This is a genomic window from Trinickia symbiotica (assembly GCF_002934455.1).
In the GTDB taxonomy this organism is placed as follows: Bacteria; Pseudomonadota; Gammaproteobacteria; order Burkholderiales; family Burkholderiaceae; genus Trinickia; species Trinickia symbiotica.
Genome location: NZ_PTIR01000020.1, coordinates 79,757 through 106,135, shown reverse-complemented (window position 1 = coordinate 106,135; position 26,379 = coordinate 79,757). Strand labels below are relative to the sequence as shown.

Below are 26,379 nucleotides of genomic sequence, written 5' to 3'. Positions count from 1 at the left end.
CGATTTCGGACGTCGGCGCGTCCGACGTCCGTCAACCTCATGCAGTTCGGTAGATCGACACACCGCGCGGCTCGACCTCGCCCGTGCCCAGTACGAACGCCGACGCATCGACGCCTTCGATCGAATGAGGACGGTCGCCATAATTGAAAACGTAGGTGAGTCCGCCACGGCGGCTCACGCGTACGCCATCCGCGAGCGGCGTGACTGACAGTCCCGCCGCGGCCGCGATCTCCGAGAACCAGCGCGTCGTCAATGCCTCGTCGAAAACGCTCGCGAAGTAATGAAACGCGCCGCACCGAACGTAGGCCGGGTGATCATCCTCGAAGACGGCGCGCACGTCGTGCCGTGCACCGTCGGCAAGCTCGACGAGATCGCGCCAATGCCGACTCTGACCGATGCGCGAGTCCTCACCCGCATCCTTCTCGCGAACGGCCGGCGTCACGTTCGGCCGCAATGATTCGACGCGCCATACGCGCAACGACAAAGCGTCCGCGAGCACACCGGGCGGCAGATTCGGCGGAATCTGCAGATCGACGGTCTTCGAGCCGGTTCGCGGCCCGATGACGATCTGCGCGCCGGAGCGCGCGAGCCGCGCGGCGAAGTCAGGCGGGACGATCGGCAACGGCGGCACGACGATCATCCGATAGCCGTCGAGCGGCGCGTCCGCCGATACGATATCGACATCGAGGCCGAGCGATCGCAGGGCCGAGTAGTACTCGAACGCGAAGCGCGGGTAGTGGAAATCGGCGCCTTGCGGATGGACTTCGAAGAGCCACTTGGCCGTGTAGTCATAGACGAGCGCGGCTTGGCCGCGCACGTCGGCCGTCGCACCTTTCTGTGCCTCGAGCAACGCCTTGACCTCGTCAGCGACGCGGCTCGCCTCCGTGCCGCCGATATCGAGCCGGTTGTCGGGTGTATTGAGCCCCGCATGCATCTGCTCTTGCGCAAACGGCGCCTGACGCCAACGGAAATACGACACGCAACCGGCGCCATGCGCGAATGCCTCCCAGCTCCATAGCCGCACCATGCCCGGCAGCGGCGACGGATTCCAATGCGCCCAGTTGACGGGGCCTGGCTGCTGCTCCATGACCCAGAACGGCAGCTTCGACATGCCGCGATAGACATCGTGATTGAACGAAGCGAAATCGGGATGCCCCGTGCGCAACCAGCGCGACTTCACGGCCGGATCGAACCAGAGCTCCTCGAGCGCGCCGAGCGGATAGCTGTCCCACGCCGCGATGTCGAGATCGGCCGCCACCTTGTAATGGTCGAACTCGGTGAAAAGCTGCATGAAGTTGTGCGCGACGGGCCGGCCCGGCGAATGCTCGCGGATGATCTCGACCTGCATGCGGTTGAAACGCGCGAGCTCGTCCGAAGCGAAACGACGGTAGTCGAGCCGATGCGACGGATGCGCTTCGGTGACGGTCGCAACCGGCGCGTCGATTTCGTCGAAGTCGCGATACTCCATGCTCCAGAACACGGTTCCCCAGGCACGATTGAGCGCGTCGATCGAACCATACCGCGCGCGCAGCCAATCGCGAAACCGAGCGACGGCCGCGGAGGAGTAACTGACGACGGTTTGATGGCAGCCGTATTCGTTATCCGTCTGCCAGAAGGCCACGGCCGGATGCCGTCCGTAGCGCGCGGCGACAGCCGTGCAGATGCGACGCGCGGCTTCGAAGTAGGACGGCGACGAGAAATCGTAATGGCGGCGCGAGCCGAAGACGCGCGGACGCCCATCGGCGCCGACGGGCAGGATGTCGGGATGCTTGTCGATGAGCCATTTCGGCGGCGTCGCCGTCGGCGTGCACATGACGATCTCGAGGCCGGCGCGACCGAGCGTATCGACGGCGCGATCGAGCCAGGCCCAATCGAATTCACCCGGCGACGGCTCGATCCTGCTCCAGGCAAACTCCGCGATGCGCACGCGCGCGATGCCGAGCGCCTTCATGCGCCGGGCGTCGTCTTCCCACATCGACTGCGGCCAATGTTCCGGGTAGTAACAGACTCCGAGATGCATCGTTGTCCTCAAGCGTAGTGTTCGGATCGTTGGGGATGAAGCGGCCTGACCGCAAAGCCGTCCTCGGTGAAAAGATGGCAAGCCGACGCATCGGCCGTGAACGACGCGCGCTCGCCACGCGCAACGAGCGCGTTGCCGGCGACCTTCGCGATCAGGACCGCGCCGTCGGGCTGATCGAGATGCACGTAGCTCTGCTCGCCAAGCCGTTCGACGAGCGCGATCGGCCGAGTCAGGCGCAGCGAATCGCGGCTACCCGCTGCTTGCCCGGTCGTCGATGATAAGGACTCCTTATCGTCGATAGCATCGCCGAGCCGTAGGTGTTCGGGCCGCACGCCGAGTGTCACTGGCTGACCGCTCTCCAACGCGCTGCCATCGAGCGGGAGGCGCACACGCTCGCTCGTGCGCACGAGCGTGACTGTGACGCCCGTCGAATCGGCCGACTCGATCGTCGCCGGCAGGAAGTTCATTCTGGGCGAGCCGATGAAACCGGCAACGAACCGGCTCGCGGGCCGATGATAGAGCTCGAGCGGCGCGCCGATCTGCGCGATGCTGCCGTATCGTTGGGTATCGTTGCCCGTATGGAGAAGAACGATTTTGTCGGCGAGCGTCATCGCCTCGATCTGGTCGTGCGTCACATAGACGACGCTCGCCTTCGCGAACTGCCGGTGAAGCCGTGCGATTTCGACGCGCGTCTGCCCACGCAACGTCGCATCGAGATTCGAGAGCGGCTCGTCGAAAAGAAACACGCCGGGCTCGCGCACGATCGCCCGCCCGATCGCGACGCGCTGGCGCTGCCCACCCGAGAGCGCCTTCGGCCGCCTGTCGAGCAGGGTTTCGAGCTGGAGGACGCGCGCGGCTTCGCGCACGCGCCGGTCGATTTCGGCCTTCGGTGTCTTCGCGAGCTTGAGCCCGAACGCCATGTTCTCGAAGACCGTCATATGCGGAAAGAGCGCGTAGCTTTGAAACACCATCGCGACGCCACGCTCGGCGGCCGGCACGTCGTTGACCACGCGCGAGCCGATCGCCACCTCCCCTTCCGTCAGGTCCTCCAAGCCGGCAATCATTCGCAGCAGTGTGGATTTGCCGCAACCGGATGGGCCGAGAAACACGCAGAACTCGTTGGCGCCAATCTCCAGGTCGACGTTCCGCACGACCGGAGCGGCCTCGCCGTACGCTTTGCTCACGCCCTTCAACGAAATGCTCGCCATTGCATCGACTCCGTGATTTAATCGGTCGAAGTCGGAGATTAAGCGCTTAACCAACAGGTGCTTAAAATCGATCTCTGGGCGAGAGATCGTGCCTGTGGTGTGCTCTGCAAGCCGCTGAGCGGACCGTGCGCCGTTCGCGCCTGCCCAAGCCCCTGCCCTGCAAAGCTGTCTCCGATATCGTTCGTTCGTCTGTGTCCGCATGGTGCCGATAGTTCGGGCAATCTGCAAATTTTGGTTAGGCGTCCCAAATAATGAAACAATCCCCACGCACCCGTCATTCGCTGCCGTCGCCCTCGGCACCCTCGCACTGAAATGACCACCATCAACGAAGTCGCTCGTCACGCCGGCGTGACGCCCGCCACCGTATCGAACGTCCTGCGCAGTCGCGGACGCGTCGGCGCCGAGACTCGCCAGCGCGTGCTCGATGCCATCGACGCGCTCGGCTACCGCCCGCACCTGGCGGCGCGCGCGCTGGCCGAAGGGCGCGCACCGACGCTCGCCTTGATGGTTTCGAGCATCGCCAATCCGTTTTACCCGGAGTTCGCGCTTGCCGTCGAGCGCGCCGCACGCGCGAGCGGTCACTTCGTCATCATCTGCAATACGAACGAAGATCCGCTGATGGGCCGCGCCTATCTCGATCAGATCGCGGGCACGCTCTCGGAAGGCGTGCTCGTGATGAACGCGAACCTCGACTTCGCCGATTTGCATCTGACCGAGGCGCGCGGCGCCCCCGTCGTGCTCTGCATGTGGGAGAAGCCGAACGACCCGCCGGGGCTGCCGAGCGTCGCGGTCGATTTTGCGCTGGCGGGCCGGCTGGCCGCCTCGCACCTGATCGAGCTCGGCCATCGCCGGATCGGCGCGATCGTCGGCAGCAAGGTCTCGGGAATTCACACGCCGCGCTATGAAGGGTTCGTCGCGGCGATGAAGGCGGCTCACCTGACGGTCCACGCGGAGCATGTCCGGCATGCGCCCGACACCGTCCAGGGCGGCTATGCGGCCGCGCATGAACTTCTGAGCGCCAACCCCGAGATCACGGCGCTCTTCGCGACGAACGATCTGCCCGCGCTCGGGGCCATTCACGCCGCCGCCGATCTCGGGCTCGCGGTACCCGGCGATCTGTCGGTCACCGGCATCACCGACATTCAGCTCGCCCGCGAGTCGCGTCCCGCGTTGACGACGGTCGCAGTACCGACAGCCGAGGCGGCCAAGCTCGCCGTCACGCTGCTGCGGGAACTGATCGCGACCGGCACACGGCCATCCGACATGGCGCCGGTCCTCTACGAAACCTCGCCGCCGCGGCTCGTCGTGCGCGCCTCGACGGCGCCGCCGCGAAGCGCGAGGCGCCCTTCACGCAGCAGGTGATGGAGCCGCCCACGACCGGAGCGGAGAACGGCCGGTCGTCTCGATCAACTCCGTCCGATCAAACGGCGGCGGCAGCCTTCGTGCCGGCAGCACCACCCTGCCCCGGCGGATGCGTGACGAGCGTCCGCAAATCGACATCCGAGCGCAGGAGCCGGGCGATATCGGGTTTGGGGCGGCGCGTGACAGGCGATGCATCGCAGACCGCCTCCAATGCGCGCGCGGCGCTCAACAGCTCGAAATCGCCGCGAAAACGCCCGACGACCTGCAAGCCGAACGGCATGCCCGCATGATCAGGGCCGCACGGCAGCGACAACGCGGGGTTCGTGACGAGCGTCACGACATACGTCAGGGCGAGCCACCGGTAATAGTTGTCGAGCGTGACGCCATTGATCGCCTTCGCATGAGGCTGCGCCCAAGGAAACGGTGAGACGGGCGTCGTCGGCGACAAGATCAGATCGTAGCGGTCGAAAAGCCGCTGGAATTGCCGGAACAAGCGTGTCTGCGCCGCATGAGCCCAGACGCAATCGCCTAACGACAGGCTCGCGCCCATCTCGTAGTTCGCGCGCGGATTAGGGCCGAGAGAATCCGGATCGCGCTCGTAGGCTTCCCGCAGGCCCGCGACGAATGCCTCCGCGCGCAGCACATCGAACGTGCGGTGGGCATCCGCCAGATCGAAATCGACGGGCTCGCACAGCGCGAAGTGAGTGCTGAGCGCACGCACCTTCGCGCGGAATACTTCTCGAATGGCATCGTCGACTTCGCAAACACCGAAGTCTTCCGTATAGCCGACGCGCAACCGCGAGAGATCCGCGCACGGCAATGCGCCCTCTCGCCCAGCTTGCGGGATCGGAAGCGGATAGCTCAATGGATCCGTGCCCGACATGCCGGCGGTGGCGGCCAATTGCAGCCACGCGTCCTCGACATTGCGCGCCATCGGCCCCACCACCGCGAGCGGCGTCCACCCGAGCGGCTTTCGTTCGCTCGGCACCAACCCCGGCGATGTCCTCAAGCCGACCACGCCGCACTTGGCCGCCGGGATGCGCAGCGAGCCGCCCGTATCGGATCCGCTCGCGATCGGCACCATATCGACAGCCAATGCGGCCGCCGAGCCGCCCGACGAGCCGCCGGCATTGAGGCGCGGGTCGAACGGATTGCCCGTCGCGCCCCACACGGGATTGAACGTGTTCGCTCCAGCGCCCATTTCCGGCACGTTGGTCTTGCCGACCACGATTGCCCCGGCTTCGCGCAGCCGCCTGACGAAAACGTTGTCCATCGAAGGTACGTTATCGCGAAATAGCGGCGATCCGTAGGTCGTGAGGAGTCCTTCGGTTTCTTCGAGATCCTTGATGCCGATCGGCAACCCCTGCAACAGACCCTTGCGCTCGCCTCTGCCGAAAGCGGCATCCGCGGCGGCGGCCTCGCGGCGTGCGCGCGCATAGCAGGTCGCCGTAAACGCGTTGATCTTGGGGTTCAGCGCCTCGATACGCTCGATGCAGGCCTCGAGCAGTTCGACAGCCGAAATGCGGCGCGTATCGAGCATCGAGCTGAGCGCGACCGCGCTCGCACCGAGCAATTCGTTCGTATCGGACATCTTCTACGTATTCCTCGCGACAGAAAGATCTCTCCGAATGTATCGGAACCGCCACGGATGAACCAGTGACGATTCGCGAAGGGAGCCGTTACTTTTGGACAACCGCGCCGGCCCGATCGCCAATCAGCTCACGGCCGAGCAAATCGATGAACGCTTGCAACAACGGAGGTATTTGCCGCCGCGCCAGCGTCTGCACCTCGACCGTCCTATCGCTGACAGCGAGCTCGGGGACGCGCACGGCGATCAGCTGCCCGGACGCCAGCCGGTCGCGAATGACGAGCTCGCCGCAGAACGTGATCGCATTGCTGGCCAGCGTGAAGCGAAGCAGCGCCTCGAGCGTCTCGCTGCTGAGCACGCTCTTATAGGTGGTCCCTTCCCGGCTGCAGTAGATGTCGATCAGCTTGCGCAACGTCGAGTTCGGTCCCGGAATCGCGAGCGGATAGGTGAGCAGTTCGCGAAACGACACCGATTGCGCCGCTGCGAGCGGATGCCCGGCGGCGACGACCGCGAGGATCGGGGACGGCAGTGCATGAGCGACGTGAATGTCGGCGGCCGGGCCGAAGCTGAACGTGAGACCGACGTCGACATCGGCCTCGCGCACTCGCCGCGTGACACCGCTCGCCGAATCGACGACGAGCTCGAAGCGGGCAGCCGGCTCGGCGCGCCGAAAATCGCTCATCGCTCGCGGCAGAAAGCCTCCCACGAATCCCTCGGTGCAGGCGACCCGAATCGCATGCTCAGCGTCGTCGCGCAGCGCTTCGATCTCGATCGTCACTTGCTCCGCGTCGAGCAGCGAACGGCGCGCGTAGGCAGCCAGCAGTTCGCCCGCCTTGCTCGGTACCATGCCGCGCGATTGCCGCTCGAAGAGCGTCACGTTCAGCTCGCTTTCGAGCCGGCTGATCTGACGGCTGACGGCCGAAGGCACGACGTGCAGGCGATTCGCCGCATCGCTGATCGACCCCGTGTTGACGACTTCGAGGAAATAGCGAACCGCGGCCTCCTGCAGGATTCGGGCGCTCATAGGCAATCATCGCGTCGATGAGAATGCACACATCATAGCCTCATCGTACGCGGCCAAAGAAACGCCGGCGATTCGCGCATGCAAGGGAGCGTAGCGCGCGCGGAGCGCGAGTGGAGCGTCAGGCCTCCTGCGCAGTTGCTGCGTGCACGTCGCGTATCTTGCTGGTCTGGATGGAGAGGCTGACCAACGTAGCGACGACAGTCGCGGCTATCAGGAATGCGAATGCCGCATCGAAGCTGTGGTAGAGCGAAACGAGCAACCCCATCACGAGCGGCGCGACGAATCCGGCCAGCTGCCCGCCGAAGTTGACCATCCCTATTCCTGTTCCGACGAGCCGCTGCGGCAGGATCTTCGTCGGCAGCGCCATCACGATAGCCAGCACGACCGACTTGAAGAAATAGACGATCGACTGGAACGCAATGACTCCCGCGACCGACTGAGCCGTATACATCTTGTAGAGAAAGAAGCCTGTCACCGCACAGCAGCCCATCGCCAAAAGCTTTTCCTTGCCGTCGAAGAAACGGGTCATCACCCATCCTCCGAGCGCCGTCGAAATGCTCGCGGCGACGAACGGCAACGGCGTCAGCATTCCGACGGCCTTCAAGTCGAGATGACGCACGGTCAGCAGATACGCAGGCATCCATGCGTCGAGGCCCTTGTTGACGATTCCCATTCCGAACCAGACCGTCAGGATCTTCCACATCAGCGGCATCTTCAGCAACGCGCGGGTCGTCGCCGCTTCTCGCCGTGCGGTGCCGGTAGCCGCCATCGAGGCGGCCAAATCGCCCGCACTCGCGCTTGCGCGCGTCCGCCCCGTCCCCTTCACGAAAATCAGATAGACAAGCGCGAATACGATGCCCGCGATGCCAATCGCCGCGAACGCATGCCGCCACCCCAATGCGAGAACGAGCGGCGCCACGACGAGCGGCGCGATGAAGCTGCCGACGTAATTGGACGAGACCAGCAGCGCCGCCAATTTGGGTCGGTCCGCGCGCGGATAAATCTCGGCGATGCCTTTGACGGATGCGGACGGATATCCGCCCTCGCCCAGTCCGAAAACGAAGCGAATGACGATCAGCGAGACGAGGGACCAGGCGAACCCCGTCAATAGCGTAAAGAGCGACCAGAATGCGATCGAGGCGACGATAACGCTTTTGCTGCCCCAGCGATCGGCGATCCATCCCCCGGGAATCTGCATCGCGGCATAGCTCAGGTAGAACGCGCTCAACACGACACCGAGCGCCGCGGGACTCAGATGAAAGTCCCTTCCGATATGAACGAGCGAAATCGAAATGGCCGCCCGGTCGATATACGAGATGCAGAACCCCGCATAGAGCAGCACGAATACCCAAAGACGCGCGCGACGACCCGTGTTTGCATCGATCATGTCGAAGAGACCCGAAAAGTCCGAGGGAAATCGATGCAAGCGAGCTCTGTGATCGGCGGCGCGCTACATCGCGACTGGTCCAACCGATCCTAAGAAGCCATAAAGGCGCGAACAAGTGACAATTTCCGAATGCTTCGTTCTCGGAAACTCATGGGCGAAGCAGAAGTCGGCACCGATCGCGGGACATGGTGACGGCGTTGACGACGGCGCCGCTACGCGGGCCGTTCACTTCTTGACAGAAGGCGGGAAAGTACGGAGGAGTCGCTGGCCTTCAAAACCGTGGCCGCGATTCGGCGCGAATCTCGAAGAGAAGACCTAGGCGATTACCGCAGGCGCGTGTAAAAGCGCGCGGCGCCTCATTGGGCGCCGCACCCTATGGTTGTCGCACGACGGGACAGACGAGGCGAGCGGGCGAACCCCGGGCGATTCGCGCCCGAAGCAGTAGCCAACAGCAATGGCGGAGAAGCGACAAGCCGACTCAGTTGAGCCAATACATCGTGCACGGGTCGGTGGGGCTCATCGAGCAAGAGGAAGCTGGCCAATTCTCGCTGGCGTGGATTACTTCATGAACCGCATCGCGCGCATCGGGGCTGCTGCCGTAGACGACGACAGCAAAGCACATCAGACCGAACATCGTGACGAGCGAGAAGGCAATTTTTTCGAAGGTTTTCATCGGGACGTGACGACTGGCTTACCTATACGAGCGCCAATCATAGCACGATCTAGGGTTTATACCTAGTTGTTTACCCTTAGACAAATCCCTAGGCGAGCTGCCGCCTCGCCGCTTTGTTGAGAACCGCTTCCGGCGGTGCGGCGCCAAGCCGGTACGCGCCGGGTTACCGCGAGGCGCCCGCGCCGCTCGCCGTTCAATCAGTCAGTCCGCAACGCGTCGGCAAGCACCGTGAACGCGCGCTCGTCCGTACGCTCGAATGCGAGCGGCGTGACGGAGATACCGCCCGCGGCCACGACCGCCGTCTCCGTATCCGGTCCGTTCTCACGGGGGCCACGCTGAAATCGCATCCAGAAATAGTCGATGCCGCGAGGATCGACGTTCGGCAGCACATTGATACCTTGCACGAGCCCGGGGCCTTGACGCGTGACCGACAACGGCCCCGCCGCGGCCGCATCGACATCGGGGAAGTTCACATTGAGGCAAACGGGCTCCGCGTGGGAGACATCGAGCAACCGACGAATGACGCCGGGCGCAAGCGCGCGTGCCGTATCCCACCGTACCGTCTTGCTATCGGTAAAAGTCTGGCTCAACGCGATCGAAGGAAGTCCGAGCAAAAGACCCGTCATCGCGGCGCCGACCGTCCCGGAAAACATCGTCTCGACACCGAGATTGCCGCCGCGGTTGATGCCGGAAAGCACGAGCGTCGGCGGAGAGTCCACCATCAGATGACGCACGGCCATCACGACACAATCGCCGGGCGTGCCCGCAACGCCGAACCGGCGGTCGCCTTGCCGACTGACGCGCAACGGCGAATGCAGGCTGATCGAATGCGATGTGCCGCTCTGATCGTGCTCGGGCGCCACGACCCAGACCTCGTCCGCGAGCTCGGCCGCGACCGCCTCAAGTGCGGCAAGACCGGGGGCATCGATTCCATCGTCGTTCGTGAGCAGTACGCGGGGCAGTTTCGAAGAGGTGGACGACATCGAAGAATTCCTTGGCGATGAGGGAGTGCAAAATCGAATTGTCGCATCGGCCGAGCCACGCAAGCGGCTCGTCCCGCGCTCAGCCAGGCGTGGCCGCCGCGGCGCGGCGCACCGTCATTCCGCCAATGGACTCTGCACGGAGGATCGACGCAGCCGCACACCGACGAGACGCCGCGTGCAATAGACCGCACCGCACATGACGACCACGTCGATCGAAAAACCCATATGGATCGCATGTACGACGGCGCTTTGCCCTTGCTCGAGCGCGGCATGATTGGGGTCCGCCACGACGCGCGCGAGACTGCGCGCGACCAGCGTGCCGATCGTGGCGGTCCCGAGCATGCCGCCGACCATTCGGGTGGACTGAATGAGGCCCGTGATGATGCCAAAGCGCGTGCGCCCGCTCAGTTCCTGCGAGAAGACATTCAGGTTGTTGAGAATGAAGCCGAGCCCGACGCCTGCCGCGGCCATCGAGACCGCGCCCAACAGGTGTGGGCTCGTCCCGCCGAGCAGCGTCGCCCCGAAGCAGCCCGCGCCGATCAACGCATAGCCGAGCGTGACGATCGACATCGGTACGCGCAGACGCGTGACGATCCGCGTGTTCACCATGCTGCCGAGCGCGAGACAAACCGGGAGCGGCGTCACCGCGAGCCCCGCCGCCTGAGGCGTCATGCCGAAACCCGTCTGCAGCAACAGCGGCATGAAGAACAACATCGAAAACATCGCGAAACCGGCGGCGAACGAAAGCAGAAACAGCAGCACGAGATTGCGATCCGCAAACAAGTCGATCGGCAAAATCGGTTGGGCGTGCCGCTTTTCCCACGCGTATAGCGCGATGCATGAACCGATCGCTATCGCGCAAAACCTCAGAGTCGATACGCCAAATCCGTTCGTCGGCAACCGCTCGATGCCCATCTGCAGCGACGCAAGCAGCACCGACAAAAAGGCCGCGCCGAGCCAATCGATCTTTGCGCGCGCCTTGCCGCCGTGTGCGATACGCGGCAAATAGCGAATCACGATGTAAAGGCCGGCGAGACCGACCGGCAGGTTGACGAGAAACGTCGAGCGCCAACCATAAGTAGAACTAAGGAATCCGCCGAGAAACGGTCCGGCTGCCGTGGCGATCCCATAGGAGCCCGCCATGACGACCTGCCAGCGCACACGAGCGTGCGGATCGGGAAAGAGATCGGGGATCGAGGCGAAGGCGGTGCCGACCATCATTCCGCCGCCGACGCCCTGCAGCGCTCTCGCGAACACGAGTGTCTCGACGTTCGGAGCGAGTCCGCATAACGCGGATGCGAGCGTAAACGTCGTGATCGACGCGATGACGAAACCCTTGCGACCGAAGTAGTCGCCGAGCCGGCCGAAGATCGGCACTGAGACGACCGATGCGAGCAAATAGACGCTCGCGATCCATGCGTAGTATTCCGCGCCCTTCAGGTCGGCGACGATCGAGGGCAATGCCGTGCTGACGACCGTCTGATCGAGCGCCACGAGCATATTGACGAGCCCGATGCCGAGCATCGCCAGCAGCAATTCGCGAAACGAGCGGACGGGGGAAGCGGCGCGAGCCGGCGCGGAGAGCCCTTCAGTGCCCTCCATTGCTGCCTCCGCGCGTCGCTGCGATCGCGGGAGCGTAGGCGCGAGTTCCGCGGCTGCCTCGCTCGTTCAATGCGTGTTTGATCTGTGGATTGAGAAATGAAAGGTGGGGTGCAGCCGGCATTGCAGCCATGAGCGTTTAACTTGTCCTGAAGAAACGATCGCTGTCGATAGACAGCACTTTATTATCCCAGATCGTCACTTTTCGTGCATCCAGGAGCCCAGCCTGAGCGGCTCAGGCTGGCGCCGTCTTTAGGGGCTGCGGTCTCAGGACCTATTCGAGAATGGGCAAGATTTTGTAATCATTCAGCCAAAGGCCGCCGTATTATGCCTTGCGACCCCAACGAATACCGTCACCATTGCGCTCGCGATGTCGGGCCGTGCGCGCCGTAGGCTTCCCACGTCAAATGTCATCATCAACTATCTGCATAAACTCGCCGCGCAGTAACGCACTGCCGGCACGCCGCTTCGACCGTCGGTGATGGCCCGCAAACGAGCCGGAAGCAAATCGTCAGGCATCGGCGGTACCATCGCAGTCGTTTCATCTCAGCCAGCGAAATCAATGCTCGACCCGAAACCCGCCGATCCGTCTGAGCCGCTCACGAGCGGCGCGCCTCGCCCCGGTGTGTCGAAGCTGTTTCTGGTTTTTTCTCAGATCGGGTTGACGAGCTTTGGCGGCGGACTGAGCGGGCGAATGATGCGCGAGTTCGTCGACGAACGGCATTGGATCGACGAAGACGAGTTTCTCAACGGCCTGGCGCTCTCTCAAGCGCTCCCAGGCGTCAACGTCAAAAACCTCGCGATCTGGATCGGCTATCGCTTGTGCGGTTGGCGCGGCGCGGTCGCAGGCTTTGCCGGCATCATCATCCCCCCGGCCTTTCTCATCATCGTGCTCGGCGTATTGTTCTCGACGCTCGCGCGCTTCTCGTTGACTCATGTCGCGCTGGCAGGCGCAGCCGCTGCCGCGATCGGGCTATCGATATCGATGGCACTAACCGCCGTGCGCCGTCTGCCGCACCGCATATTTCCGTTCTTGGTGGCGGCCCTGACGTTCGTCGCCGTGGGCTTCCTGCATTGGCCACTTGTCTGGACCGTATTGGCCGCGGGAAGCGTGAGCGTTGCGCTCGAGTACCGGCGTGCAGGCGCCGCATCGTCGGCAGCCGAACGCTGATGTCGAGCACAAGCCGTTACGCGGCACTGGCCGCCCTATTCGCACCGCTTTCGATCGCCACGATCGGCGGCGGGCAAACCATCATCGCCGACATTCAGCGACAGGTGGTCGATGTCCATCATTGGATGACGACCGACCAATTCATGAACGACTTCGCCATTGCGCGAATGGCGCCGGGCCCGGGCTCGCTGCTAGCGACGCTGATCGGCTGGCAGGTCGCGGGACTTTGGGGTGCCGTCATTGCGACGCTCGCGCTATTCGGCCCCACCGCCTTCCTCATCTACGATGTCGCACACATGTGGCGACGTCATCAAGGCGCGCGCTGGCAGATCGCGCTCGAAACGGGACTGCGGCCGGTGGCGGCCGGCATGCTGCTCGCTTCAGTCTATGTGCTGCTGCAGGGACTCGACGGCGGATGGTTGGCGCGCGTGCTTGCAGCCATTTCGACCGTCTGCGTGATGCGCACGCGAATCAATGCGCTATTGCTGATCGCCGCGGGAGCGGCGATATTCGTCGCAGTTCGTGTGGTCTTTTGAGCTACGTCGTCGCGATTAGCAGTTCTTCGGCGTTGCTCGGTGGACGAAGGCCGTCCGATCGGCCGGCGAAGTAGCGCTGCGTCAGGTCATCTGCCGACACGTGCAGTGCGGCCGTGAAGCCACTCTCCTTGGCCAATTCCAACATCTGTGCCGGCGTGAAGAAGCTGATGAACGGCGTGCCGCTCGCTTGCGCACCCTTGGCGGCTATCTCGAGCCCCGGCCGCACGTCCGCGTCCGCCAATTCCAGCGGCAGCAGGAATGTCATTGCAAGCGTGGACCCGGGTGCGAGCGCCGCGACTTCACGCAGCGCCGCCGCGTTTGCCTCCTTCGTCAGATACATGCTGACGCCCGTCGACACTACGACGGCCGGCTTGCCTGCATCGAAGCCGGCTGCTGTCAGCCCCTCTCGCCACGATCCGCCCGCCTCGAAGTCGACGGGCACGAAGCGCAACCAATCCGGCACGCCGAAACCGAGTTCAGCCAAGCGCCGACGCTTCCACCTCTGCGGGCCGGGTCGATCGACTTCGAAGACCGTCAAGCCAGCGGCAATGTCCGGCCGTCGCTGCGCAAAGCTGTCGAGACCAGCACCGACGATTACGTACTGCGTTAGTCCGTGCGCTGCTTGCTCGACGACAAGATCCTCGATGAAGCGAGCGCGCGCGACGATCGATGCGCGAAATGGGCGAGTGAACTCAGGATTCATGTCGCCGCGCTGCCGCCAGCCGGCATCCGGTGCAAGCAGCCGAAGACCTATCTCGTCATCGAGCACGTGCGGCGGCGCATCGATCTGAACATGCAGGGCACGCCACAATGCAACCCGTGCGGCTGTGCTATCCGGGCCGTCGTCCTGTGCTTCGCTCATGGTCCCTCCTTATCGATCAGCCTTGGCCGGCGCCTGATGTCGCCACACACGTCCATCCGGATCGCGCAGGTTAATTAAATCACGTAGCGACACGAACCTAGAGCGTCGCCGTCACGCCCCCATCCACATACAGGATATGACCGTTGACGAAGTTCGACGCACTGCTCGCCAGAAACACTGCCGCGCCGACGAGATCCTCCACATCGCCCCAGCGACGCGAAGGCGTGCGGCCAATCAACCAGCTGCTGAATTTCTCGTCTTTCACGAGCGCTTCCGTCAACTCAGTCTTGAAGTATCCGGGCCCCAAGCCGTTCACCTGAATGCCGTGCTGGCCCCAGTCGATTGCCATGCCCTTGGTCAGCATCTTCACGGCGCCTTTGCTCGCGGTATAAGCGGCAATGCTCGGACGACCCAGCTCGCTCTGTACTGAACAGATGTTGATGATCTTGCCGCGCTTGCGCTCGATCATGTACCGCGCGACCGCCTGGCCCACCAGAAACACGCTCTCGACGTTGGTCTTCATCAGTTCTTCCCACTGTTCGTGCGAGAACTGCTCGAGCGGCGCGCGGCGCTGCATCCCGGCATTGTTGATAAGGATGTCGATTGCGCCGACATCCTGCTCGATACCCGCGATGGCCGCTTGGACTTCGTCCGGCGACGTCACGTCGAAGCGTGCTGCATGGACTGTTGCGCCTTCTTTGCGCAAACGCCCGACGGCTTCCGCCAGCCGCGCCTCGTTGCGCGCATTCAGCACGACTTCCGCGCCCGCGCCCGCCAGTCCTTTGGCGAGTGCGAAGCCGATTCCCGTACTCGATCCTGTGACCAGCGCACGGCGGCCTGAAAGATCGAACATTTCCAGGTTGTCTTTCAACTCTACTCCTCGTTCACTCAATGCTTACACTATGCTCCATCTCCGAGCGGATCCATCGCGCGGCCGCGGCGACATTGCGTCCGACCGCCTGCCCCGCAGACAGGCACAGCACGCGTCCTTCACCGGCCGGCGACTCCAGCGCCGCAAACTGATCGGCAACCAGAGAGGTCGGAAACTCATGGCCACGTCGTTGCGAGACTCGTTCGATGGCTTCAGACAACGAGATGTCGAGGAACACGAACTTCAGTTCGTCCACGCCGGCGCGCAAGCGCGCACGGTAGCTTCGCTTCAACGCGGAGCACGAGAGGACGGTCGTGTCGGCGTTCGCGCGCATACATGCCGATAACCGATCCAACCAGGGTTCCCGATCACTGTCGCACAACGCAATGCCTCGACGCATCTTATCGCGGCTGTCCTCCGCGTGATGGTCGTCCCCTTCGATGAAGCTACCGTTGAGCGCCTGAGCGAGACGGCGCGCGAGTGTTGATTTGCCAGATCCCGACACCCCCATCACGACGACCTTATATGCCACGTCAGGACACCGGCGTGAACTTGAGCTGATTGATCGGCGTCACCTTCTCGGTTCGCGTGAGTCCGTAAGGCGTCTTCGGCCCGAGCCATTTGTCGAAGATACTGCTCATTTCGCCGCTTTGCTCCATCGCTGCAAGCGCTTCGTTGACCGCGCCCAGCAAGGCCGGTTCGTTCTGCCGCAAACCAACCGCGATTGGCTCGATCAGCATCGGCTCGGACGCGATCGCGACGGCGCCGTCCGTGCCTTCCACTTGCTTCGCGATCTTCGTAGCCGTCATCTGATTCGTGACAAAGCCCTTCACCTTGTTCTGTTCCAGTGCAAGGAAGGCCGAACTCGTATCATGGAACGTGACGGCCTGCCCGCCCTTGATTGAGATCGGAATCGACAGCGCGGAGGTCGAACCGTCGGCGGCACTGATCTTTTGTCCCGCAAAATCAGCGAGTTTTTTATTCGCGTCGGCTTTCTTCACCACTAGCACTTCTTTGGTCGAATAGTACGAATCGCTGAACTCGATCTGCGTCGCACGCGTTTTGGTATAAGCCAGATTCGCGACGACAATATCGACGCGCCCCAGTTTCAATTGCGGAATGCGCGCTTCGACGGCCAGCGGTTCGAGCTTCGCCTTGACACCAATCTGTTTTGCGACGGCATTGCACAAGTCCACATCCATGCCTTCCAGCTGCCTCGTCTGCGCATTCGGATAAGAGAACGGCTCGACATTCGAGTAGACGCCGCAGGTAAGTTCCCCACGGCTCTTGATATCAGCCAACTGATCGGCGCAAGCCGGCGCAATCCACGCCAGCGCACCCCACGCGATTAACATCCCGGCGCAAATCTTCTTTACCTGCATTTCCAAACTCCTGAAGTTTATGTAGAGCAATCAACGGCCGATCGAGCTGTATCGATCTCGCTCATCAAGGCCTGCGGCCTCGTCTAATGCATGCGTAGATCCGACAGGAATCGTTGTGCCCGCGCGTGCTTTGGACGCGAGAAGAACTCCTCAGGCGTCGCCGTTTCGAGCATCCGCCCGGCATCCATGAACCACACGCGGTCCGCGACCTCACGTGCAAAGCCCATCTCGTGCGTGACGCACATCATCGTCATTCCCTCCTGGGCGAGACTTTTCATCACGTTCAGTACTTCCCCCACCATTTCCGGGTCGAGCGCGCTGGTGGGCTCGTCAAACAGCATGGCGGGCGGGTCCATCGCCAGTGCCCGTGCAATCGCGACGCGCTGCTGCTGACCGCCGGACAACTGCGCAGGATATGCATTCGCCTTGCTCGACAGACCGACGCGCGACAGCAGTTCCGACGCTTTGCGCTCCGCCTCCGCGCGCTTGAGTCCGTTCACTCGCATCGGCGAAAGCGTGATGTTGTCGAGCACGGACAGATGCGGAAACAGGTTGAACTGCTGGAACACGAAACCAATACGGCTGCGATAGGCATTCAGCCCGATCTTCCTGTCGTGAATGTTCTGTCCGTCGAAAAAGATCTGCCCTCGGTTGATTTCCTCGAGACAGTTGACGGTGCGAATCAGCGTCGACTTTCCCGACCCCGAAGGTCCGCACACGACGACCACTTCGCCTTTACGCACTTCGGCATTCACATCCACGAGCGCGTGATACTCGCCGTACCATTTGTTGACGCCAGAAAACTTGATCATGCGACACCTTGAATTGAGTGAACGCCTAGTTCTTGCCAGGCAACGGATCGGCCAGCGCGACTGCACTCGCCTTCGCCTTGGTGACGCGAGCACCTGCCCGCTTGCGGGTCACGCGTCGTTCCAGGAAATGGGCGAGCTGCGTCAACGCATAGCACAGCGCGAAATAGCTCAGCGCAAGAATCAGGTAGACAGGAAACGGCTTGGTCAGCAGCCGGTTGTTGATCTGGTCGGCTGCGAACGAAATTTCCTGGACGTTGATAATGTAGCCGAGCGATGTCTCCTTGATCGTCGATACGAACTGCGTGACCATGCTTGGCACGACGTTGTACAGCGCCTGCGGCAGGATCACGGCGCGCATCGTCTTTAAGTAGCTCAAGCCGAGCGCACGTGACGCTTCCATTTGCCCGCGCGGCAGCCCTTCAATGCCCGCGCGGATAATTTCGCCGAGATACGCTGAGTCATAGACCACCAGTGCGCACAACATCGTGACGAAGCCGGTGACGGGATAACCGGTAAGGACGGGCACCAGGAAATACACCCAGAAGATCACCATGAGGAGCGGTACGCCACGCACCATATAGACAAGACCCGTGGCGGGCGCGCGCAGTACGGCGAACGGGCTGATGCGTGCCAGCGCAACCAGAATGCCGAGCGGAAAGGCGATAACGAGTGCCGACAGCGAAAGCAGGATAGTCAACACGATGCCGCCTAGTGGGCCGTGCGGATACTGCCCGATGAGCAGAAGCGTCCAGTTGTCACGCAGGATTTCGAACATGGTCACCTGACTCCTGGAATACGGTAGTGCGCCGCGATCCGTGCTCCGCAGAGCATGATGACAAGCGAGATGCCGAGGTAAACCACCGTGGCGACGAAGTACGATTCAAAAGAGAGGAACGTCTCGTTTTCGATCTGACGCGTCACGTAAGTGAGTTCGGCTGCGCCTATCGCCATCGCGAGACTCGTGTTCTTGAAGAGCAGCACCGTGTGATTGATCATCGGCGGAATCGCCTTGCGCAGCGCTTGCGGCAGCACGACGTAACGCATCGCACTAAAAAAATTCAGCCCCAGCGCGCGCGACGCTTCGAACTGGCCATAAGGAATGGCGCGCAGGCCGCTGCGAATGTCCTCCGACAGATAAGCTGCGCTGCAAAGTCCGATCGCGATCACGGCGAAGATGAACTGGCCGTTATAGTTGTTGAGCAGCGCCTGCACGTGCTCTGGCAGGATGTTCGAGATACCGAAATACCAGAACAGGATTTGAACAAGCATCGGAACGTTACGGTGATAGGCAACGAAACTCGCGACGAAGGCCGTTGCAGGACGGAAGTTTGTCATCCGGATCACCGTCAGAAGAATGCCGACGATCATCGAAAACATCCACGCCAACGCCGCCATCGCAAGCGTGAGCTCCATGCCATGGAGAAACAACGCCCCATAATCCCCTTGCAACACGGTTGCGAGGTCAAAATGAAGTTTCATGTTGCACGTCCCTATGATTCAGATCCAGGCCTTACCCGGTCCGGTTGAACGCATGGCAAGGCCGCGCGTCGCCACCAAGAGCGGTCAATGACTGCAAGCTTGAATTGATACTAGCTCGCAAAAAAAGGCCCTTGCAGAGGCCTTTCCTCTGGTGCGATAAGTTTCGGGAATGATGGGCTGAACCGGCTTACAGCCGTGGCTCGAGCGAAGTCGGGCATGGGATATGTCTCCAATGTGGGCGCCTCTACGGGCGCCTCGTTTGTCGTTTTGCATGTGCGCTCGTAATGCGAGCGCACATGGACTTGCATCACGTCATACGCATGGGGCTCTTAGCGCTCTTCCAGCGCGCCCGACAATACCTGCGGATTCACAGGCGTCGGCGGCTTGCCCGCCGTCGGACCACAGCCCAGCGCCGCAATGAGGTTGTCCGCGCAAAGCGAGGCCATCGCGCGCCGAGTGGAAACCGATGCGCTGCCGATATGCGGCGTCAGCACGACGTTTTTCTGCGCGAGCAGGGCGCGATGCACAACGGGCTCGCCTTCGAACACGTCCAGCCCCGCTGCCGCGATGCTGCCCTCCTTGAGCGCCTCGGCCAGCGCGGCATCGTCCACAACGCCGCCGCGCGCGATGTTGGTCAGCGTCGCCGACGACTTCATCTGCTTCAGTTCGGCCGCGCCGATCGTATGATGAGAACTCGCGGAATACGGCACCACTACGATCAGATGATCGGACTCGCGCAACAGCGTTGCCTTGTCGACGTAGTGCGCACCGCAGCTTTCCTCCACATGTGCCGGCAATTGCGAGCGGTTGTGATAGATCACGCGCATGTTGAATCCGAATGCGCCGCGACGCGCAATCGCCTGCCCGATGCGACCCATGCCGAGAATGCCGAGTGTAGAGCCATGCACGTCACCGCCGACGAACATGTCGTAGCGTCCCGTTTTCGTCCAGAGGCCGCCGCGCAGATAGTGCTCCGACTCGGCGATGCGCCGCGCGGTGGCCATCATCAGCGCAAAGCCAAAATCAGCCGTCGTATCGGTGAGAACGTCCGGCGTGTTCGTCACAATCACGCCGCGCGCGGTGCATGCGTCCACGTCGATGTTGTTGTAGCCGACGCCGATGTTGCACACAGCTCTGAGTTGGGGACAGGCATCGAGCAGCGTCGCATCGATACGGTCGCTGCCTGCCGTCATCGCGCCGACTTTCCCTTGCAGACGTGCGATCAGTTCCGGCTGCGTCCAGATCGTGTCGTCCGGATTGTCGGTGACATCGAAGTTCGTGCGCAGGCGATCGACGATGTCGGGAAACGACGCTCGGGTCACGAGTACCGGTACACGCATGAAAGATCTCCTTTAAGTCTGTGATGATTGAAAGCGGCTGCCCAGAGGCGCCGACCTTGTGCGCCTACCCGGCCTACCCAGCGGGCCCCCGCTTGATCGTCGTAAGCCCGCCTGGCACCTGCAGCGTGGGCAAAATTTCCATGTTGCTGATATTCACCGCGAGCGGTGCGGCAATGGCGAACGCAATGGCGTCGGCGATGTCGGCCGGTGTCGGCAGTTCGAAGCCTTCGATGAACTGCTTGCGCGCCTCTTCGATATTGCCGTGGACGTGACCGAAAATATCGGTGGCGACGCGGCCTGGACAAATCTCCGTCACGCGCACGCGCTTGCCCGTCGCATCGACGCGCAACTGACGCGACAATGCATGGATCGCTGCCTTGGTCGCGTGATAGATCGAATTGCCGTTGAAGTTGTAGATAGCCGCAATCGAGCTGATATTGACGATATGGCCGCAGTCGCGCGCGACCATGCCCGGCATCGTGAGCCGAACGATATGCAGCACGGCTTGCAGGTTCACTTCAACCTGAACGTCGATATCCTCGACGCCTGCGTCCAGAATCGAGCCCTTGCGGGACACGCCCGCATTGTTGACGACGATGTCGAACGGCACCTCCTGCGTCAGCTTCGTCACGGCCGGCAGATCGCTGACGTCGATCGCATGCGGAATGCAGCCGGTGCGCGCCGCCAGTTCATTCAGGCGATCGGCACTACGTGCCAGCGCGTGCACTTCGAGTCCTTCGCGACAGAATCGCTCGACGATCGCCGCGCCCATACCCGTGGAAGCGCCCGTCACGAGCGCGGTCTTATAGTCTGAAAACGGCATGAATGACCTCTGTCTCAAGTCTAGTATCGCTTTGCAAGATGGGCGATACGTCTGTTTGGAATCTATACGTCGTGAAAACACGGGACAAAGACGGATTGGATTTGTAGCAATAAGGCTCGCTTATGGATCGCCTCTACCCGGTTTGCCACGATGCGCGGCTATCGAACCACCTTCGATACGGGCACCACGCGGCCGCCCGCCGCTTCGATCGAGCCGCGCACCGCGCGCGCGAGTTCGACGGCGCCGGGCGTGTCGCCGTGCAACAGGATCGACTGCACTTTCATCCTGAGCTTGTTGCCGGTGATGGTCGTGATCGTGCCGTCTTCGAGCAGCGTCTGGACACGCGCCATCACGGCCGCACGGTCCTTGATGACGGCGCCTTCGAGCTTGCGCGACACGAGCACACCCTGATCGTCGTAGGCCCGGTCGGCGAGAAACGTGTTCGCCGTGCGAATGCCGATGCGATCCGCTGCGCGCTCGATCTCGGTGTTCGTGGATACGCTGATGATGAGGTCGCGGTCGAATTCAGACACGGCTCGCACCAGCGGCTCGGCCAGTTCGTACGACGCCGCAGCCATATTGCCGAGCGCCCCATGAAAGCTCATATGCGTGACTCGATACCCCGCCCGCTTCGCGATGCCGGCAAGCGCGCCCATCTGATAGACGACATAGTTCGCCAGTTCCAGCGGATCGGCCTGAATCTGCCGACGGCCGAAACCGAGCAGATCGGGAAAGCCGACATGCGCGCCCACTTCGATCCGGCGCGCGAGCGCGAGACGCACCGTTCTATCCATGATGACGGGATCGCCCGCGTGAAACCCACATGCCACGTTCGCGGACGACACGACATCGAGCATCGCTTCGTCCTCGCCCATCCGGTACGGTCCGAAGCCTTCGCCGAGATCGGCGTTGAGATCTATTTCCACAATCCATTCTCCGTTTTCTCATCCGATGCCGTCGATCGAGATGCGTCTAGGCTATCGGCACAATCTCGAACAACGGCGTGCCGTAGCCCACTGTCACACCATGCGCGACGAGCGGTTGCGTCACCACGCCCGCAACAGGTGCAACCACGGGCACACAAAGATGCGCGATTTGCAGCAGCCCGATCACATCGCCCTGCCCGACACGAGCGCCGGCTTCGACGAGCGGCGTCGAATGCGCCGGATGCGCCGCGAGAAAGACGGCCACTGTTTTGGCCATCACGCTGACGGCCTGTGTGCGGGCGTACTGCGTGCTGCCTGTGCGCGTCGCAGATGCCGATGCCGCCGATGGCTCGGCCAGAGTGCCCTTGCCACTACGATGCCCGTCGTCGACCTTCAGACGCACGGTTGCGCCAGACTTGCTGACCTCGATGAACCCGATATCGCTCGCGGCCAGCCACGCTGTGATCTGCCGAATCTCCCCGAGATCGACTTCGATTTTCTGTGTCATGTTTCAGTGTCTGGAGGAACGAAAGAGTCCTATGAGATGGCGGACCCGCGTGAGGTAATGCTCGAGTTCGTCCAGTGCGGCGACGGCTTCCTGGTACGTCGCCTGGGCAAAACGGATCTTCGTCCCGATACGCGCCTGAGCGAGCCGCCACAGGTCCGCCTCAATCACCGTGCCGATCTTCGGATAACCACCCGATGGCTGCGCGTCGCGCAACTGAATGATCGGCTGGCCGCTGTGCGGCACCTGGATCACGCCAGGCACGATGCCGTGCGATCGCTTTTCGATGTGGCGCACCGGCTCCAGCGTTGGACCCGCTAGCCGATAGCCGTACCGGTCGCTCTGCGTCGTGACTTTCCATCCTTCGCGCCAAAACGCTTCGATCGATTGCGGCTGATAGCCGTCGTATTCGGCCGCGGGCAGCACGCGCACTACCGTGTCGCCCACTTCAGCGCATGGCGTGGACACGGGCGCGGGCAACGCATGTTCGGGCGGTACCATGCCGAAGCCCGCGCTGTGCACCGCTTGATCGGGTTCGGCGCGGTGAATGCAGCCGATTGCCTTGAGCACATCGCCCTTGTGCAACTGACGGCCTTCGTAGCCGCCGAACTGGCCGCGCAACTGCGTGCTGCGCGAACCGAGCACGACAGGGACGTCCACGCCGCCCGCGAGCGACAGATAGCACCGCATGCCGTTATTCGGCACGCCGACGGTCAAGACATCGCCCTTTCTTGCATGCGTCGTCCACCAGGGCAGCACGGGTTTATCACCCAGCCGCGCAGCGCAATCGGCGCCCGTAATGGCGAAGTCGAGGGCATCGAGAAAGCGGATGCGAAAGGGGAACATCGGAATTTCGATGCCGGCTGCGTCGTCGGGATTGCCGAGCAGCAGATTGCCGACCGCGAGCGCCAGCCGGTCCATCGCGCCCGCCGTACCGACACCGTAGCGCAGATAGCCCTCGCGGCCATGGTCCTGCACCGTGGCGAGCGCGGATGAAGACAGTACCTCGATCATCGGATAATCCTCTCGACGCGAAAACGGATCATGTCGCCGGGTGCGAGCGTTGCCGGGTTGTCTCTCGATGGATCGAAGAACACCATCGACGTATGGCCGATGGTGTTCCAGCCGCTTGGCCCCGTCGACGCCGACACGCCCGTTTGCACGCCGCCAATCGACACCGCGCCGCCGGGCAGGCGCAGCACGGGCACCTTGCGGCGCGGCGTGGCGATGCGCGGGTCCATCCCTCCGAGATAGCAGTACCCCGGATGGCTGCCCAGCGCATAGACGGTATAAAGCGGCGCGCAGTGCAAGCGCACGACCTCGTCGACGGACAGTCCCGTGTGGTCGACGACATCCTGCAGATGTGGCCCGAATTCGCCGCCGTACACGACGGGTAACTCGACGATCTTGCCTTCGATCTGCAACTCGCCTGCTGCCGTCCATGCGTCGCGTAACGCGTCGGCGAGCGAGTCGGGGTCAGCAGGCGGCGTGACAAACGTCAGCATCAGATTGGTGACGCCCGGCACCGCTTCGCGCACGCCCGGCCATGATTCGACTTCGCGGGCGAGCGACCAGATGCGCCGTTGCGCCGGCAGATCTAGTGCGCCCGGCGCCTCGAACAGCATGGCCGTTGTCCCCAACATGCTGATGGTCAACTGCTGCTCCGATTCGTCGCGGTTCATCGCGGGTGCCGCCCTCGTGGCGTTCCGCTGACGCCCACGGGATGTGGCCGAGTCACCCATCGACGCATGCTCAATGGTCAGCGTCATACCTGCTTCCTTTCTGCGAGCCAGCGCTCGAGATGATGTATATCGACCCCGCCTGCCTGGAACCCCTCGTCGCCGAGCATGGCGCGATGCAGCGGCACGTTGGTGCGTATGCCTTCGATGCGCAGTTCCGACAGCGCGGCACGCATGCGTGTCAACGCCTCGTCGCGCGTGTCGCCGTGCGTGATGACCTTGGCGATCAGCGAGTCGTAATAGGGCGGGACGACGGAACCGCTGCTAATGTGCGAATCCACGCGGACGCCGTTGCCGCCGGGCAATTCCCACACCTCGATCTTGCCCGGGCAAGGCACGAACGAAAACGGATCTTCCGCGTTGATCCGGCATTCAAAAGCGTGCCCTTGCGTGCGGATATCGCGCTGACTCACACTCAGTGCGTGACCTTGTGCGATGCGAATCTGCTCTCGCACGATGTCAATGCCCGAGGTCATTTCGGTCACGGGGTGCTCGACCTGCAGCCGTGTATTCATTTCGATGAAGTAGAAGCAGTCATCTTCGAACAGAAATTCGAAGGTGCCCGCTCCGCGATAGCCGATCTGCCGGCACGCTTGCGCGCAGCGTTCGCCTACATGGCGAATCAGCTGCGGATCAATGCCCGGCGCGGGCGCCTCCTCCAGCACTTTCTGATGCCGGCGTTGCAGCGAGCAGTCGCGTGAGCCAAGCCACAAAGCGTTACCGTGCGTATCGCACAGGACCTGGATTTCGACATGGCGCGGATACTGGAGGAATTTCTCGACGTAAAGCTCGGACTTGCCAAACGCGCGGCGAGCTTCCTCACGTGTCACGGTAACCGCCTCCAGCAGTTGATCGGGCTCGCGCACGACCCGCATGCCACGCCCGCCGCCGCCCCCTGCTGCCTTCACGATCACGGGAAAGCCGATCTCTTCCGCGATCCGCATGATGAGGTCGGGATCGTCCGGCAGGCTGCCGTCCGGCCCCGGCACGCAAGGCACGCCCGCTGCGCGCATCGCGCGCTTGGCGGCGACCTTGTCGCCCATCGTGCGGATCGAATGCGGCGCCGGGCCGATAAAGGTGAGCCCCGCCGCTTCGATTTCAGCGGCAAAGTCCGCGTTCTCGGAGAGGAACCCGTAACCGGGATGAATCGCTTCTGCTCCGCTCACGTGGGCCGCAAACAGAATCGCGGCATGGCTCAGATAGCTCTGGCCCGGCGATGCAGGGCCGATGCATAGCGCCTCATCGGCCAACCGAACGTAGCGCGCATCGACGTCCGGCTCGGAATAGACGGCGACCGTCTTGAGCCCCAGTTCGTGACACGCACGCTGGATGCGAAGCGCAATTTCGCCGCGATTGGCAATCAGTACCTTGTTGAACATGGTCGATCAGCCGATGCGAAAGAGCGGTTGACCCGATTCGACTTCGCTACCAGGCGCGACGAGCACCTCGTATAGCGTGCCGCGGCAATCGCACTCGATCGCGTTGAACATCTTCATCGCTTCAATCGTGCACAGCACCTGCCCTTCTACGACGGAGTCGCCCACCTGCACGAACGGCGCTTCACCCGGCGACGGCGTGAGGTGAACGATGCCGAACATCGGTGCGCGAACGATCTGCGGTGTGTCGGCCGTCGCAGCCGTCGCAGCCGTCGCGCTGCGCGCACTGGTTGCTGCGCGGGTGGTGTCGACGGCATTCGTCGTCTCATCGAACGGCTCGCCCCTCTCTTGCCGCTCGCCCAGGAGCGGCGCAGCGGAGCGGTCTTCGCCCCGTTGCACAGCGCCGCGGCCGCCACGACGTTTTGCCTTGACAAGCTTGACCCGTTCCTCGCCTTCGATCACCTCGAGCCTGTCGAGCGGCGATTCCGCCAGCAGGTCGATCAGTGCTTTTATCTTCTGAAGATCCATCCTTGAGCCCGTAGCCGGTTAGGCGCACGCGGCAAGAGCGGCGTGCGCGAAACACCGCGGCTGCGCGACGGGGCTGACTTAGGGCCGTTGTGTCGCCAGCTCGACGGCAAGCCTTATCGCGCCGGCTCACTGCACGCCGGGCGACTGGCGATGGACTCAATGTATCCGGCGCAGAAAATTTGCGC

At 62.7% G+C, this 26,379-nt stretch carries 26 protein-coding genes; 3 read left to right on the top strand and 23 right to left on the bottom strand.

Going from position 1 to position 26,379, the window contains the following annotated elements; all coding sequences use genetic code 11:
• Positions 1-37 precede the first annotated feature (37 nt).
• Positions 38-2,020, bottom strand: a complete 1,983-nt coding sequence (locus B0G57_RS24370; RefSeq protein ID WP_018440645.1) for a beta-galactosidase — start codon at positions 2,018-2,020, stop codon at positions 38-40.
• Between the two features lie 8 nt (positions 2,021-2,028).
• Positions 2,029-3,228 (bottom strand): ABC transporter ATP-binding protein, encoded by a 1,200-nt coding sequence (locus tag B0G57_RS24365; protein ID WP_018440646.1) that lies wholly within the window; start codon positions 3,226-3,228, stop codon positions 2,029-2,031.
• 312 nt (positions 3,229-3,540) lie between these two features.
• Between B0G57_RS24365 and B0G57_RS24360 the strand changes: the two genes are divergently transcribed.
• A complete protein-coding gene (locus B0G57_RS24360) occupies positions 3,541-4,590 on the top strand; it encodes a LacI family DNA-binding transcriptional regulator (RefSeq protein ID WP_018440647.1) in 1,050 nt (349 codons plus the stop codon).
• Between the two features lie 58 nt (positions 4,591-4,648).
• Here the strand turns inward: B0G57_RS24360 and B0G57_RS24355 are convergent, their stop codons facing one another.
• From B0G57_RS24355 to B0G57_RS24330, 6 genes are all read right to left on the bottom strand, one after another.
• Positions 4,649-6,181 (bottom strand): amidase, encoded by a 1,533-nt coding sequence (locus B0G57_RS24355; RefSeq protein ID WP_018440648.1) that lies wholly within the window; start codon positions 6,179-6,181, stop codon positions 4,649-4,651.
• A gap of 88 nt (positions 6,182-6,269) precedes the next feature.
• Positions 6,270-7,202, bottom strand: coding sequence for a LysR family transcriptional regulator (locus tag B0G57_RS24350; protein WP_018440649.1), 933 nt, complete (start codon positions 7,200-7,202; stop codon positions 6,270-6,272).
• A gap of 118 nt (positions 7,203-7,320) precedes the next feature.
• On the bottom strand, positions 7,321-8,589 hold the full coding sequence (locus tag B0G57_RS24345; protein WP_018440650.1) for an MFS transporter: 1,269 nt from the start codon (positions 8,587-8,589) through the stop codon (positions 7,321-7,323).
• A 478-nt stretch (positions 8,590-9,067) separates the two neighbouring features.
• Positions 9,068-9,262, bottom strand: coding sequence for a hypothetical protein (locus tag B0G57_RS24340; protein ID WP_018440651.1), 195 nt, complete (start codon positions 9,260-9,262; stop codon positions 9,068-9,070).
• Between the two features lie 197 nt (positions 9,263-9,459).
• Positions 9,460-10,245, bottom strand: a complete 786-nt coding sequence (gene surE, locus B0G57_RS24335; protein ID WP_018440652.1) for a 5'/3'-nucleotidase SurE — start codon at positions 10,243-10,245, stop codon at positions 9,460-9,462.
• Between the two features lie 114 nt (positions 10,246-10,359).
• Positions 10,360-11,847, bottom strand: a complete 1,488-nt coding sequence (locus B0G57_RS24330; protein ID WP_018440653.1) for an MFS transporter — start codon at positions 11,845-11,847, stop codon at positions 10,360-10,362.
• 559 nt (positions 11,848-12,406) lie between these two features.
• On the opposite strand from B0G57_RS24330, the gene B0G57_RS24325 reads away from it, so the two are divergent.
• Positions 12,407-13,015 (top strand): chromate transporter, encoded by a 609-nt coding sequence (locus B0G57_RS24325; protein WP_018440654.1) that lies wholly within the window; start codon positions 12,407-12,409, stop codon positions 13,013-13,015.
• Positions 13,015-13,551 carry a chromate transporter gene (locus tag B0G57_RS24320; protein ID WP_018440655.1) on the top strand — a complete coding sequence of 179 codons (537 nt, stop codon included), beginning with the start codon at positions 13,015-13,017 and terminating at the stop codon, positions 13,549-13,551. The genes B0G57_RS24325 and B0G57_RS24320 overlap by 1 nt, the downstream gene beginning before the upstream one ends.
• A 1-nt stretch (position 13,552) precedes the next feature.
• On the opposite strand, the gene B0G57_RS24315 is transcribed toward B0G57_RS24320, so the two are convergent.
• From B0G57_RS24315 to B0G57_RS24245, 15 genes are all read right to left on the bottom strand, one after another.
• Positions 13,553-14,413: a class I SAM-dependent methyltransferase gene (locus B0G57_RS24315; RefSeq protein ID WP_018440656.1), complete on the bottom strand. Its 861-nt coding sequence runs from the start codon at positions 14,411-14,413 to the stop codon at positions 13,553-13,555.
• A gap of 97 nt (positions 14,414-14,510) precedes the next feature.
• Positions 14,511-15,266: a glucose 1-dehydrogenase gene (locus B0G57_RS24310; RefSeq protein ID WP_020566176.1), complete on the bottom strand. Its 756-nt coding sequence runs from the start codon at positions 15,264-15,266 to the stop codon at positions 14,511-14,513.
• A 31-nt stretch (positions 15,267-15,297) separates the two neighbouring features.
• Entirely contained in the window at positions 15,298-15,795 is a 498-nt protein-coding gene (locus tag B0G57_RS24305; RefSeq protein ID WP_051090030.1) for a gluconokinase, read from the bottom strand.
• Between the two features lie 22 nt (positions 15,796-15,817).
• Complete coding sequence (locus B0G57_RS24300; protein WP_018440659.1) at positions 15,818-16,666, bottom strand: transporter substrate-binding domain-containing protein; 849 nt, start codon at positions 16,664-16,666, stop codon at positions 15,818-15,820.
• Between the two features lie 83 nt (positions 16,667-16,749).
• The gene (locus B0G57_RS24295; RefSeq protein WP_018440660.1) at positions 16,750-17,478 is read right to left on the bottom strand and encodes an amino acid ABC transporter ATP-binding protein; all 729 of its coding nucleotides are present in this window, start codon (positions 17,476-17,478) and stop codon (positions 16,750-16,752) included.
• Positions 17,479-17,503: 25 nt separating this feature from the next.
• Positions 17,504-18,253, bottom strand: a complete 750-nt coding sequence (locus B0G57_RS24290) for an amino acid ABC transporter permease (protein ID WP_018440661.1) — start codon at positions 18,251-18,253, stop codon at positions 17,504-17,506.
• 2 nt (positions 18,254-18,255) lie between these two features.
• On the bottom strand, positions 18,256-18,957 hold the full coding sequence (locus tag B0G57_RS24285; RefSeq protein ID WP_018440662.1) for an amino acid ABC transporter permease: 702 nt from the start codon (positions 18,955-18,957) through the stop codon (positions 18,256-18,258).
• A gap of 329 nt (positions 18,958-19,286) precedes the next feature.
• On the bottom strand, positions 19,287-20,297 hold the full coding sequence (locus B0G57_RS24280) for a 2-hydroxyacid dehydrogenase (RefSeq protein ID WP_018440663.1): 1,011 nt from the start codon (positions 20,295-20,297) through the stop codon (positions 19,287-19,289).
• 73 nt (positions 20,298-20,370) lie between these two features.
• Positions 20,371-21,120: an SDR family oxidoreductase gene (locus B0G57_RS24275; protein ID WP_018440664.1), complete on the bottom strand. Its 750-nt coding sequence runs from the start codon at positions 21,118-21,120 to the stop codon at positions 20,371-20,373.
• 158 nt (positions 21,121-21,278) lie between these two features.
• Positions 21,279-22,046 carry a LamB/YcsF family protein gene (locus tag B0G57_RS24270; RefSeq protein WP_018440665.1) on the bottom strand — a complete coding sequence of 256 codons (768 nt, stop codon included), beginning with the start codon at positions 22,044-22,046 and terminating at the stop codon, positions 21,279-21,281.
• Between the two features lie 46 nt (positions 22,047-22,092).
• Positions 22,093-22,554 carry a biotin/lipoyl-containing protein gene (locus tag B0G57_RS24265; protein WP_018440666.1) on the bottom strand — a complete coding sequence of 154 codons (462 nt, stop codon included), beginning with the start codon at positions 22,552-22,554 and terminating at the stop codon, positions 22,093-22,095.
• Positions 22,555-22,557: 3 nt separating this feature from the next.
• Positions 22,558-23,565, bottom strand: coding sequence for a 5-oxoprolinase subunit C family protein (locus tag B0G57_RS24260; RefSeq protein ID WP_018440667.1), 1,008 nt, complete (start codon positions 23,563-23,565; stop codon positions 22,558-22,560).
• Positions 23,562-24,233, bottom strand: coding sequence for a 5-oxoprolinase subunit PxpB (gene pxpB / locus B0G57_RS24255; protein ID WP_026229664.1), 672 nt, complete (start codon positions 24,231-24,233; stop codon positions 23,562-23,564). Before pxpB ends, B0G57_RS24260 begins: the two co-directional genes overlap by 4 nt.
• Before the next feature lie 83 nt (positions 24,234-24,316).
• Complete coding sequence (accC, locus tag B0G57_RS24250; RefSeq protein ID WP_018440669.1) at positions 24,317-25,669, bottom strand: acetyl-CoA carboxylase biotin carboxylase subunit; 1,353 nt, start codon at positions 25,667-25,669, stop codon at positions 24,317-24,319.
• A gap of 6 nt (positions 25,670-25,675) precedes the next feature.
• On the bottom strand, positions 25,676-26,194 hold the full coding sequence (locus tag B0G57_RS24245; protein ID WP_018440670.1) for an acetyl-CoA carboxylase biotin carboxyl carrier protein: 519 nt from the start codon (positions 26,192-26,194) through the stop codon (positions 25,676-25,678).
• Between the last annotated feature and the right edge of the window lie 185 nt (positions 26,195-26,379).